11 protein-coding genes are annotated in these 12,670 nt (G+C 32.4%); 4 read left to right on the forward strand and 7 right to left on the reverse strand.

The window, feature by feature from the left end; genetic code table 11:
• The first annotated feature begins 88 nt into the window (after positions 1-88).
• The 3 genes from gltC to AL499_RS06205 all read left to right on the forward strand — a co-directional run bounded on the left by gltC (position 89) and on the right by AL499_RS06205 (position 2,963).
• Positions 89-973 carry a glutamate biosynthesis transcriptional regulator GltC gene (gene gltC / locus AL499_RS06195; RefSeq protein WP_002492177.1) on the forward strand — a complete coding sequence of 295 codons (885 nt, stop codon included), beginning with the start codon at positions 89-91 and terminating at the stop codon, positions 971-973.
• A 98-nt stretch (positions 974-1,071) separates the two neighbouring features.
• Positions 1,072-2,184 carry a YibE/F family protein gene (locus tag AL499_RS06200; RefSeq protein WP_172412361.1) on the forward strand — a complete coding sequence of 371 codons (1,113 nt, stop codon included), beginning with the start codon at positions 1,072-1,074 and terminating at the stop codon, positions 2,182-2,184.
• The gene (locus AL499_RS06205; protein WP_002461163.1) at positions 2,181-2,963 is read left to right on the forward strand and encodes a YibE/F family protein; all 783 of its coding nucleotides are present in this window, start codon (positions 2,181-2,183) and stop codon (positions 2,961-2,963) included. The genes AL499_RS06200 and AL499_RS06205 overlap by 4 nt, the downstream gene beginning before the upstream one ends.
• A gap of 332 nt (positions 2,964-3,295) precedes the next feature.
• On the opposite strand, the gene AL499_RS06210 is transcribed toward AL499_RS06205, so the two are convergent.
• Complete coding sequence (locus AL499_RS06210; RefSeq protein WP_002479271.1) at positions 3,296-3,682, reverse strand: NUDIX hydrolase; 387 nt, start codon at positions 3,680-3,682, stop codon at positions 3,296-3,298.
• 128 nt (positions 3,683-3,810) lie between these two features.
• Between AL499_RS06210 and AL499_RS06215 the strand changes: the two genes are divergently transcribed.
• Complete coding sequence (locus AL499_RS06215; protein WP_002461160.1) at positions 3,811-4,080, forward strand: hypothetical protein; 270 nt, start codon at positions 3,811-3,813, stop codon at positions 4,078-4,080.
• A gap of 205 nt (positions 4,081-4,285) precedes the next feature.
• On the opposite strand, the gene AL499_RS06220 is transcribed toward AL499_RS06215, so the two are convergent.
• The 6 genes from AL499_RS06220 to AL499_RS06245 all read right to left on the reverse strand — a co-directional run bounded on the left by AL499_RS06220 (position 4,286) and on the right by AL499_RS06245 (position 12,391).
• Complete coding sequence (locus tag AL499_RS06220; protein ID WP_002479270.1) at positions 4,286-5,257, reverse strand: LysM peptidoglycan-binding domain-containing protein; 972 nt, start codon at positions 5,255-5,257, stop codon at positions 4,286-4,288.
• Between the two features lie 853 nt (positions 5,258-6,110).
• Positions 6,111-6,950: a dipeptide ABC transporter glycylmethionine-binding lipoprotein gene (gene gmpC / locus AL499_RS06225; protein WP_002492176.1), complete on the reverse strand. Its 840-nt coding sequence runs from the start codon at positions 6,948-6,950 to the stop codon at positions 6,111-6,113.
• A 31-nt stretch (positions 6,951-6,981) separates the two neighbouring features.
• Positions 6,982-7,641 (reverse strand): methionine ABC transporter permease, encoded by a 660-nt coding sequence (locus AL499_RS06230; protein ID WP_002492153.1) that lies wholly within the window; start codon positions 7,639-7,641, stop codon positions 6,982-6,984.
• A gap of 2 nt (positions 7,642-7,643) precedes the next feature.
• Positions 7,644-8,666: a methionine ABC transporter ATP-binding protein gene (locus AL499_RS06235; protein WP_002492178.1), complete on the reverse strand. Its 1,023-nt coding sequence runs from the start codon at positions 8,664-8,666 to the stop codon at positions 7,644-7,646.
• Positions 8,667-8,870: 204 nt separating this feature from the next.
• The gene (locus tag AL499_RS06240; protein ID WP_002492165.1) at positions 8,871-10,613 is read right to left on the reverse strand and encodes an ABC transporter ATP-binding protein; all 1,743 of its coding nucleotides are present in this window, start codon (positions 10,611-10,613) and stop codon (positions 8,871-8,873) included.
• Positions 10,610-12,391: an ABC transporter ATP-binding protein gene (locus AL499_RS06245; protein ID WP_002461151.1), complete on the reverse strand. Its 1,782-nt coding sequence runs from the start codon at positions 12,389-12,391 to the stop codon at positions 10,610-10,612. The genes AL499_RS06240 and AL499_RS06245 overlap by 4 nt, the downstream gene beginning before the upstream one ends.
• Positions 12,392-12,670: the final 279 nt, after the last annotated feature.

A 12,670-nucleotide genomic window follows, 5' to 3' on the forward strand; every position in this document is an offset into this window, starting at 1 on the left:
ATAATGTAAAATATTTATCTGTACAATATACGAATTCGATAATACCTTTCTAATTTTTAGAACAATGATAGTTAATGGAGGAATAGGCATGGAAATCAAACAATTAAAATATTTTTTAGAGGTAGCTAAAAGAGAACATCTTTCTGATGCAGCATTAGAACTAGATATCGCCCAGTCGGCAATTAGTCGGCAGATTCAACAATTAGAAGATGAGTTGCAAGTCAAATTATTTAAGCGTCAAGGTCGTAACATTCGTTTAACCACAGCAGGTAAAGACTTTGTTATTCATGCCACTAAATTATTAAATCAAGTAGATGAAACTTTGACATTATTCCGTCAACAAGAATCCAATAATCTTTATTCTATTAATTTAGGATATGAACAAGGCTATGTTGCTGAACGTATATTACCATTAATACAAACATTTGAACGTCAGTATGATAGTAAAATTATTCCACAACAAGTTTCTCAAGATTCCACGAAGCAGATATTAGTGGATGCGTTGGATGTTGCGATTACTGAGCTTACTCCAACGCTACAACAAAACAACGATTTAAATGTAACTTTATTATATGAAGAAACATACCATTTATATTTACCTAAAGAAGAACCGTTAGCTCTGGCGATGAACCCACACTTAGCTCAATTTGAAGGCGCAACGATTTTTACATTAACGCCACTGTCCACAACAATGATAGCTTTAATTGAACAATTAACTAAAGCTACACTACACGTCGTCACACATCCGGCGCTAGCTCAATATTTACTTGCACAACATCGTGGTTTTATATTAGCACCGGATTATCAACGCTTAACTGTCAGTTCACTTGATTATAAAGATATTTCACTTAGTCATACGCCTTTAAAACGCTCTATCTGCATCGTAGTGCGTAAAGAAAATAATAAGCCTGATGTACAACAATTAACATCACTGATACAAACTTTATTTAATCGTGTTTCAACATATCATTAATCGTTCACGCCACTTTATAAAGCTGCTAATATTTGAAATGCTAAAGCTTAGGGCGTATAATCACTCTATCTTTAAAGTGAAAGGACCGTCTTAACATGATGCAATATAAAAACATATTGACTTCAAGATTTTTTTGGCTAATTTGCAGTTTAGCAGTCCTTATATTAGCAGTGTTTATTTTTACATTTTTCAACGATCGACTCTACCACACGCCTATTGCCAAGATTACAAATGTCGAACAAGTTCATCAGCAAAAAATAACTGATGAACACCATAATACAGATACAAAGTACAAACAACGTCTAACATTAGAAATATTAAATGGTAAGTTTCAGCATCAAACAACAACCATTAACCATACATATGTAGCATCTCAAGCAGATACAGAAGCCTTTTCTAAAAATAACAAAGTACTTTTACATATAACAGATTCATTAAAAAGCGCAACTATTATCGAAAAAAAACGTGATTCCCTAGTCGTTGCAATATCTGGAGTATTCATACTCGCCGTACTCATTGTTGGTAAGAAAGTCGGTTTGCAATCGATTCTATCACTAGCCTTCAATACTTGTGCCGTCTTATTGGCTATTCAACTTCATAACCAGCATCCTTCATTAAGTCTCTTTGGACTTATGACAATTGCTGTTACCTTAGCGACAATTGTCACGCTACTACTAGTCACCGGATTAAAGCTGAGGTCATGGATAACGATTGCCAGTACTTTACTCGGTACTCTATTAAGCATTGGCATTACTGCATTGGTCATTCGTTTAACCGGTGGTGCAGGTATAAAATATGAAACAATGAGTTTTCTCACATTACCACCTAAAGAAGTATTTTTAGCTTCCGTCTTAATTGGGTCTCTCGGTGCAGTTATGGATGTTGCTATCACTTTATCTAGTGGTATGTATGAAATTTATCAACGTACACCTGACATAAGTATACAGCGCCTTGCAGTAGCCGGACGACGTATCGGTCAAGATATCATGGGAACCATGACGAATATACTATTATTTTCATATTTGTCTGGAAGTCTACCAATGCTACTTATATATCTAAAAAATGCCAATACATTTACTTACACGATTTCAATGAATTGGTCGTTAGAAATTACTCGAGCGATTTCTGGCGGGATTGGCATTGTCTTAACGATACCTATTACTATTACTTTAATGAGCCTTTTTATTAAATTGCGAGGTGAGCCATCATGAGTGCAATTACATTATTAGGATTTATCTTATTTTTATTAATGATTGTTTTTGGCGGGACTAAGGGGCTTATTTCATTTTTAACCTTATTCTTAAATTTTATCATTTTATTGATAAGTATCGTTTGTATTATGTTGGGTATACCGATATACGTGGTACTCGTCATTTTCTGTATCGTAGTTGCTTCATGCAATTTATTCATTTTAAATAGTTATAATATTAAAACTAAAGCCGCCTTTCTAGGCACAATGATAACCATCATGATACTTATTCTAGGTATTTATTTATCTGTTCGACTCGGTCATTTACAAGGTTTTACTACTGAACAACAGGATGAAACTTATATATTTTCCATGAACATTGGTATCGATATGGTGCAATTTATGGTGTTTACCATTGTGTTAGCAGTTATTGCAGCTGTTATTGATTTAGCAATCACCATCAGTTCACCAATGTACGAATTACACGAAGCAAATCCAAAATTATCTCAAACAGATTTATTCAAATCCGGCATGACGGTTGGACGAGAAATATTAGCTACTTCTGCAAACACAATTTATTTGGCTTATTTTGGTGGTCAATTAACATTATTCTTTTGGTTTTTTAAACTGAATTATTCATTTGAACACATTATCAATTCAAAAATCTTTACTCAAGAATTTATTTCCATCTTGCTAGGTGGTATCGCCATTGCAATAAGTATCCCTATCACTGCATGGATTACTGCCTTTTTCATTAAACATAAAAAATTATCCGCCACTCATTCTCAAACAATTGAATAACAATCAGGCAGGTTCACGTATGACGCACGTTGTAACCTGCCTTATATTTTTCATTTAAACATTGAATTTGATTTCCTTCTCCTTAGCATTATGGCATGCGTTGCTCTAGCTTAAGTATTTTCCCGGGAAATATACGATGAGTCTGGGACATCATTACCTTCTAGGTTATGAATTAAATATTGGCAGTAGTTGACAGGATTGAAAAAAGCTTGGTATCAGCGTATTTTCAATCCTGTCAACCTTGCGGGAGCGAGACTACAGATTCATAATGAATGCTGTCTCGTTTCCTATTTCCTTAATTCTATAACCTTGTTCAACACATTTTGAAAGAATCATTTTGAAGATATTTGCGCAATCCATGTTTGGACTGCTGGCGCTATTAAATGTGTATCTGTTTTATCAACCCATTTAATATCTGTAATTTCGTTATCGATTTGAATTTGTTCCCAATCTATATCTGTCGTCACACGATAACCATTGAGCTCCGTCTGCATATTTTTTTGCGGATATGCTTGCCCTACCACTGTCCCAATATATTCAAATTGAGTTTGAGGAATATCAAGCTTTAATTCTTCATTCACTTCTCTCTGGATAGCATCTAACATCGATTCATGAGCTTCTATTTTCCCACCTGGAAAATAATATTTTTCTCTATGTCTGACCTGTACGAGCAAGATTTTATCTTCTGTTTCTTCTACTAAGCATACACAACGAATCACTTTGACCATTCCTTTGGGATTAATTTGATTATTACATGTAACTATGTGCTTTCAAACATAATAAATGTTTCGTTATTACAATTTCGTTTATAATATAACCATATCATATTCATCGGAGGGTATGTTTCATGGCAAAAAAATCAAAATTAACACATGTATCCAATTTAATTAGTTTAGCCGGCTTTTTAGTAGATGGATACAATGGGATTAAGCATGACGCAAAAGAAAAGAATTTAGTTTATTTATCATTAGGTTTAAGCACTGCTGGTACTTTATTAGATTTCTATGTATCTTTAAAATCTCCTAAAAAGATCCGTAAACTTGCTGCACTATTTCTATTTATAATCAATGTCACACGCTTAGCTACAAGTTATCGTAAAATTAAAGAAGATTTCTAATTTCGTATTGTTATTTTATAGTGTTAGTCAATAACATTATTGCAGACATTCTTCTTATTTTATATCTACAACTCACAAATAAACAATTAGAACCGCAATTTGCTGTATTTAACAAATTACGGTTCTATTTTTTGCAAGCCTTAAGTAAGGTTGCCAAGATTTTAGTATATTTTAATCTCTCATCTTATTGATACAGCATCATTCATTAATGAATATATCTATATGAAGATACTTGATAAGAAGGTATTGTGCGATATGTCATAATTCCTGGTGATGCACTGTAGTTCATTTCTGAAACTAAGATACTACCATCACTGTTAACACGTTCTACAAACGCAACATGACCATAATATCCTATATCTGTTTGTGCAATTGAGCCTACTGTTGGCGTATAGTTAATTGTGTATCCATCCGCTGCAGCTGCGTTATCCCAATTATTAGCATTCCACCAATATGTGCTGATACCTTTACCAATAGCTGCACGACGATTAAATACATGCCATGTACATTGACCCCATGTATATAAGTTACTGTGGCTAAAAATTGGTGTTCTATAGCTATTAGAATTTGAAGTTCTTGTTGAAGAACCTGAAGCTGTGCCAGTCACTTTTAATTTTTGACCTGGGTAAATAAAGAAATTATTTAAACCATTTAATTGCATGATTTTTTGGTAAGTTGTGTTATATTTTGATGCAATTAAAGATAATGAATCTCCTGGTTGCACTGTATAAATACTAGATTTTGATGATTGTGATGGTTTTGTATTGTTCTTTGCAGCTGTACCAGTCACTTTTAATTTTTGACCTGGATAAATAAAGAAATTATTTAAACCATTTAATTGCATAATTTTTTGATATGTTGTGTTATATTTCGATGCAATGAGAGATAACGAATCTCCTGGTTGCACTGTATATGTACTACTACTTGTGTTTGCAGTACGGTTTGCTGTACTTTTGCTAGATCCACTTACTTTTAACACCTGATTAGGGAAAATTAAATTGGATTTTAATCCATTAAGTGATTTTAATCGTGCAATAGACATACCATATTTATGAGAAATTGACCAAACAGATTCTCCAGCTTTAACTGTATGTGTTGTAGCTGCTTCTGCCTGATGTGCGAATACGGTACTTAAAGCACTTGTCCCAATAATTGCTGCCATATATTTCTTTTTCACTAAAAAAACCTCCAATATCATTTTAATGTGTCTTTGTATTATTCATAAACATACTACTCACTATGTCTCATTACATTAAATAGCAGTAATGGCATCTCTCGACTAAATAGATGAAAATGATTGCATTAAGTCGAGACGTAGTTTACTTCATATACTATACACATTCATGTATTGTCTCGGCTTTTCGTTCTGTCTTTTATAAATCCACATATTAAAGGTAATACAAAAAACAGCAGAATACCATTTCAATTACATTACAGTATTGTGAAGTTATGATACATTACTTTGCGCTATTAAAATATTATTTTTTTATTTATTTTTTTAACAATGTTTTTGTCGGTTATATGGCAATCTACAAACAAAATGATGCCACGATATCATTGCTAGAAAAAACTGATTTAGCCAGTTTTTCTGTACTTGGGCCTCACCCCAACTTGCGTTGTCCGTTGCCTTTCGCTTCGAAAGCCTCTTTGTTGGGGCCCCACCCCAACTTGCTTTGCTTGGTGAATTTCTTTTCGAAATTCTCTGTGTTGGGGCCCCACTCCAACTTGCTTTGCTTGGTGAAATGGGCTATCAATTGTGACTTCTTTTTTAATTTCTAATGATGTTAATGATATTGTCGAATCTATACCTAATAATTGCTTCTAATATTATCATAATGCTACATACCGACCTGCAATGATGTTAAAAGGGATCCTATATATCTTCCCTCAATCTATATTCTCCGGCTTTGAGTTTGTGTGCTATTTCTGATTTTCACTAGAATGTTAGGTTGAAAAATAACGAAAAAGACAATCTCTATTTGACTTCAATAGAAATTATCTTTTTCTTAATTAGATGCATTTTAACTATGTTATTTTAAGCTATTTTCAATCTCTTCGATTTCTTTTTGAGATAGATTAATGGATTTTTCTCCGTCTTTAATGTCTTTTTTCAATGCCTCTTGTGCTTCTTTTGAGTGATATAATTTCACAATTTTTTGATACGTTTTATTATCTTTATCCTTATCATTAACTGCTACTAAGTTTATATAAGGTTTAACAGCATCTGACTCAGATTTTTCTAAGTATATTGGATCTTTTTTAGCATCCAAACCTGATTTAGTAGCTACACCATTATTGATGACTGATAAATCAACATCGTCTAATGCTCGTGCCGTTTGTTGCGCATCTACAGCTTTAATATTTAAATGCTTAGGATTATCTTTAATATCTTTAATTGAACCACTTAAACCAAAATTGTCTTTTAATTTAATCAGTCCAGCAGCCTCAAGTAATTTTAATGCACGTGCTTGGTTTGATACATCATTTGGAATAATGACTTGTGCACCATCTTTGACATTTTTAATGTTTTTTACTTTTTTTGAATAGATACCTAACGGCGCCAACACAGTCGTACTTATAGCTGAGATTTTAGCATCTTTATGTGCTTTTTTATAAGCATTTAAAAATGCAAAGTGTTGGAACGCATTCATATCAATATCGCCGTCACTTAATGCTTTATTGGGCACATTATAATCTGAAAAATGTTTGATTTCGATATCAATATGATCCTTTTTAGCTAATTCTTTTACCTTTTCCCATGCAGCCGTATCATTTGAAGCAACACCTATCGTTACTTTTTTATTATTGCCACCACCACAAGCTGCAAGTACAAAAATAAATGCAAGTACTAAAGTAAATAATCTTTTCATACATACTTCCCCCTAATTTTACAAAATAAAGTTAATTTCGACGTAAACGTCGAGAAATAAAATTACCTAACGTTTGAATAAATTGAACTAAAATGACTAAAACAATGACTGTGATAATAATGACTAGAGTGTCAAAACGTTGATAGCAATATACTAAGGCTAAATCGCCAATTCCACCGCCACCTACAGCACCTGCCATTGCAGTGCTACCAATTAATCCTATGATTGCAGTTGTTATCGCTAAAACTAATGAGCCTAATGCTTCAGGTATTAAAAAGTAACGAATGATTTGTAACGGTGAAGCCCCCATAGCTTTGGCCGCTTCGATAATGCCATCATCGACTTCCAATAGCGAATTCTCTACTAAACGTGCAATATAAGGTGCAACATAGACGGTTAAAGGTACTATGGCAGCTGTAGTACCAATAGAGGTGCCAACCAATAGTTTGGTAAACGGCACAATCGCAATTAATAAAATAATGAATGGAATTGATCTTAAAATATTAATCATAGGATTTAAAAGTTGATGAATTACCGTATTTGGCCATATGCCATGACGTCTAGTAATAACCAATAATACACCTAAAGGAATGCCGATAAGCGCACCAATAATCAATGATATCGTCACCATATAAAGTGTTTCATATAAGGCTTGTAATAGTTGTGAGCTATCTATACTGGACCCAAACATTGTTAAACGACCTCCTCATATTCGATATGCTGTTGACTAAAATAATTTTCTATACGCGTTCGATCAACATCGTTAAGTTGTATATCAAGCCATAAATAACAAACTGTGTTCTCTTGTATGGCAGACATTGAAGAATATATTATATTGACATCTACACCATAATCGCGTATTAGCGTATTGATTAGTGGAGAAGTCACTTGTTGCGCATCTAAAAACAAACTATATACAACATGCGAGGTGTCATTTACCAATTTAAATAAAGCTTGTAATTGTGTTGAAGGTTCTGTATTAATCACTGTTGACACAAAGTTTTTAGTTGTCTCTGTTTGTGGGTGACTGAAAACTTCTTTAACCGTACCCAGTTCAATCACTTCTCCTTGTTCCATCACAGCTACACGGTTACATATTTTTTGGATAACACTCATCTCATGAGTAATCAACATAATTGTGACACCAAATGTTTGGTTAACATTGCTCAATAATTTAAGAATAGAACTTGTTGTAGCAGGGTCTAACGCACTGGTAGCCTCATCGCATAATAATATTTTAGGGTTGGTAACAAGTGCACGCGCAATTGCAACACGTTGCTTCTGCCCACCTGAAAGTTCATCCGGAAATTGATGCATTTTATCAGCTAAACCCACAAATTCTAGCATTTCTTCAACTTTTGCTTTAATCTCATCTTTATGTTTATGGCTTAAAATAAGTGGCATCGCGACATTTTTAAATACAGTCGCTGAATTCAATAAATTAAAATGTTGAAAAATCATACCGATATCTTTCTTAACATTTCTTAAGTCTTTTTCAGAATATGTATTAATATCTTTACCATCTACGATTACTTCACCGTCTGATACTTGTTCTAGTTGATTCACTAAGCGGACAAGCGTACTCTTTCCTGCACCGCTATAACCTATCACACCAAAGATATCATGCTTTTCTATTTTAAAAGATACATCTTTCAGAGCCTGTATCGTTTCACCTTTTTTGTTGAATCTTTTATTTACTTTTTTAAATTCAATCAATAGTATCCACCCTTTATTCCGATTAACTTAATATGATTATTATGCATTATATTGAATTATATGTAGCCCGTCAATACAATTTGCTGAAAATATTTAATATTCCGACTTTTAAATTTGTAATTTCAATTTAGCAAGCACACCAAAACCATAAAATAACGCTCCAATTAAAATCTTACGATTCCAATTGAAACGTTATTTAAAAGCTTAAACACCATTCACTTTCCAATCACTACTTTTCCGCTGTAATGTAACCAGGTGTTGATATAAATCCTGATTAGACATTAATTCTTGATGCTTTCCTTTTTCCACAATTTTTCCATCTTTCAACACAATTATTTGATCACAATGTTCAATTGTTTTTAAGCGATGTGCAATAACAATGACCGTTTTATCTTGAATCAGTTTACTGATTGCTTCTTGAATAAGCGTTTCGTTTTCTGGATCTAAAGATGATGTTGCTTCATCCAATAAAATAATTGGCGCTTGCTTTAAAAATGCTCGAGCAATAGAAATTCTTTGTCGTTCGCCTCCAGATAAAGTCTGACCGTTTTCACCAATTATAGTTTGATACCCTTCTGGTAATTTATCTATAAACTGTTGGCAATTCGCCATTTTTGCTGCCGCATAAATCTCTTCATCTGTAGCCTGATAGTTACCAACTTTAATATTATTAAATACCGTATCATTGAAAAGTGTGACATCTTGAAATACAAATGAATAATACGACAGTAAGTGTTCGGGATGGATGTCATTAATGTTATGACCATCAATTGTAATATCACCTGTTTTTAAGTCCCAAAATCGACATGCTAATTTCGAAAGTGTACTTTTTCCACATCCAGAAGGCCCTACTAAAGCCGTAATCTCTCCCTGATGTGCTGTAAATGTGACATCATGAATAACCTGGTTCTTATTGTATCCAAAAGATACGTGATTAAAGTGGATATCAAATTGTGAAAGTTGAATATCTTTTGAACCGCCCTGTTCTTTTATATCAAATATATCTTTAATACGTTTAGCACTTACTAAAGAATAAATAAATTCTCCTATTTTATATAACGAATTTGTTAAAGAATCATATATACGCACTGCAATAAACACAAATAAAATAAATCCCAGTATACTTAATTGTTGATTTACAAGTAATACCGTTCCTACTAGTACCATAATTCCCAAACCCATGCGAATGATATTATAAGAAATAGATATAAAGAGCCCTACTAATATTTCATAAAGTATAGACCATGGTACTATAGCCCTGATTGTTTGTTTCAATTGTTGAATATATTTCTCTTTTTGATTAGTAGATTTTATCACTTTTATATTTTCTAAGTATTCTTGTAGTGCTTCTGAAATATTAAGTTTCAATTGTCTATTCTTTTTATTTGTAGCAGCAGTTGCAAATTTAGATATCGCAATAAACAATAAAGCAATTGGCATAATCAAAAATAGTATGGCTGACATTTGCCAATTGTAAAAACTGAGCACAATTAATGTCACCATGCTTGATACTATACCAGCAATTAAATTAGCAAAGTCGCTCGTTAGTTGCTTTTCAATTACGGAAACATCATCCATTAACGTACTTGTAAAATCACTTAAATCTCTACTACTTAAATAAGATAAAGGGAGTTTCCTGAATTTCTCTGCCAATCTTATGCGCATGATAGCAGTTTCTTTGCCCGAATTAACATACATTTGCTGATAGGTCTTTAGATAAATTATATATATTAAAGTAAGTAAAGTTAAGCTTAATATAATATATTTCCAAAGATTAATTGTGTGAGGTTCTCCTATTTTTATATGGCTTATCATTTCATCTGTTAGCATAATAAGTAATATCACAGGTAAAATAACTGATAATTGATGAATTGAGGTAAATAATGTTGTTTTATATAAATCACGTTTCCCTTGTTTAGATAAAGAAAATAATGTTTGTATGTTCATCTTTCCACCCCTATTCTCCAATTAACACTTTGCTGATAATTATTATACATTCGTGCATAAACACCATTTTCTTTCATTAATGAACGATGTTGTCCTTGTTCAACTAATTCTCCTTCGTCAATGACTAAAATTTGATCCGCATGCGTCACTGTAGACAATCGATGCGCTATCATGATAACGGTCTTATTTTTCATCATTGAATTAAGTGCTTGTTGGATTTTATACTCATTCTCAGCATCACTAAAGGCTGTTGCTTCATCTAATAGAACGATAGGGGCATCTTTCAACATTGCCCTAGCTATTGTTATTCTCTGAATTTCTCCTCCTGATAAATAGCTACCTGATGTACCAAACACGGTATCTAAACCGTTAGGCATTTTATTAATAATTTCACGACATTGCGCTTGATCAACCACGCGCTCAACCTCTGCCTTTGTAGCATCTGGTTTATAAAAACGAATATTTTCTAACAAACTAAGTTTAAATAGTTTCGTCTCTTGAAACACAAAACTAATATTAGACATTAAATCTTCATATGACATTTTCTTTACATCGACACCGCCTACTAATACAGAACCTTCATCCACATCATAAAATCGAGTAATCAAATTAAATATTGTTGACTTTCCACTTCCAGAAGGACCTACAATTGCAGTGACACTATTAGGATGACATGTAAATGATAATTTATTAATTGCTTTTTGTTTCATGTCTTCATATGTAAAACTGACCTTATTAAAAGTAATATCAAAACGCGTAGGTTTTATAGAAATCGTTGGCATTGATAATGCTTTTGCTTTATATATTTTTTTGTCAAGATGATCCATTGCATGAAAAATAATCATAGCTTTATATGAACTTTCCATAATTCTCATCAACATAAATGCTACTAGTGGTGTAAAAATTACAAAGAAAATATAACTTAAGAGTAGGGATTTTAGCTGCTCTGAATGATTAAAGAAGATAATGGTTGCCGGTATAAGAAAAGAAAAAATACCATAAACACAAACGATATAACCGCTCATCGCTTTCTTCATTGATAATGCATAACTTACGGTAAAATCCCTATAATTTTCGATAGCATGATTAAATGATTTAAATGAAAAAGCAGTTTGCCCAAATATTTTTACTACTGATATACCACGAACGTATTCAACAACATCATTACCCATATTTGCTGATGCTTCTTGATATTTTTCTAAAAACGCTTTGCTATCTTCTCCCATCATAAATTTCAAAAGAAGAAAACCTAAAATAACTGGAATTAAACAAATAAGAGATAGCTTCCAATCAAATATAAAAATCAATACTAAAAAAGCGATTGGTGTCGTTAATGCCTGTGCCATATCAGGCAACTGATGTGCTATATAATGTTCAACTTCTTCAGTATTCTTTTCAATAAGCTTACGTAATTTACCACTTTGTCTTTTCTGAAAATATCCTAACGGCAATTCGTTCATATAATCGATAAGTGTTATTCGATATTTAGCTACAGTGTTAAATGCCACTATATGAGATAGTAGTAAAGCTAAACCATAAAACATAAATGCGACTGATACATAAATAACAGATTGCCATCCAAAATATGTCATCTTCTCAATGACTGATTTATTTAAATTACCTTTCGCTGACAACATACTTTCAATAACATAATAAACATTCAAATACGCGCCTAAACTTATAACACTCGAAACAACAGACAATAAAATCGCTAAATAAAACAAATATTTATACTTTCCCATGAGTGTTTTTAATTTGTCTAAATGTTGGTTTTTCATATAAATTTCGAGACTAAGCTACTCATGTTCATTTTAAAAGTTGCTTGACGACCGAAAATAGCGTCATCTCTTCTCCTTTCTTATTTCATTCTTGCATATTTAATATAAAAATGAATATTATCTAATATAATTGAAAATTATTATCAATTAATATATTACAAATGTATACTTATATGATATTTATGTCAAATTACACTTAAAAATTTTATAGCACTTTATGAATATTGATTAAAAAAACCAAGCAACTCTAAATATAGCTGCTTGGTTTTATTATAATTA

This window comes from Staphylococcus lugdunensis (genome assembly GCF_001558775.1).
GTDB lineage: Bacteria > Bacillota > Bacilli > Staphylococcales > Staphylococcaceae > Staphylococcus > Staphylococcus lugdunensis.

Bases quoted from the DNA above. Each gene is read 5' to 3' on its own strand.
- gltC (WP_002492177.1), top strand. From the start codon at position 89: ATGGAAATCAAACAATTAAAATATTTTTTAGAGGTAGCTAAAAGAGAA.
- AL499_RS06200 (WP_172412361.1), top strand. From the start codon at position 1,072: ATGCAATATAAAAACATATTGACTTCAAGATTTTTTTGGCTAATTTGC.
- AL499_RS06205 (WP_002461163.1), top strand. From the start codon at position 2,181: ATGAGTGCAATTACATTATTAGGATTTATCTTATTTTTATTAATGATT.
- AL499_RS06215 (WP_002461160.1), top strand. From the start codon at position 3,811: ATGGCAAAAAAATCAAAATTAACACATGTATCCAATTTAATTAGTTTA.
- gmpC (WP_002492176.1), bottom strand. From the start codon at position 6,950: ATGAAAAGATTATTTACTTTAGTACTTGCATTTATTTTTGTACTTGCA.
- AL499_RS06230 (WP_002492153.1), bottom strand. From the start codon at position 7,641: ATGTTTGGGTCCAGTATAGATAGCTCACAACTATTACAAGCCTTATAT.
- AL499_RS06240 (WP_002492165.1), bottom strand. From the start codon at position 10,613: ATGAACATACAAACATTATTTTCTTTATCTAAACAAGGGAAACGTGAT.
- AL499_RS06245 (WP_002461151.1), bottom strand. From the start codon at position 12,391: ATGAAAAACCAACATTTAGACAAATTAAAAACACTCATGGGAAAGTAT.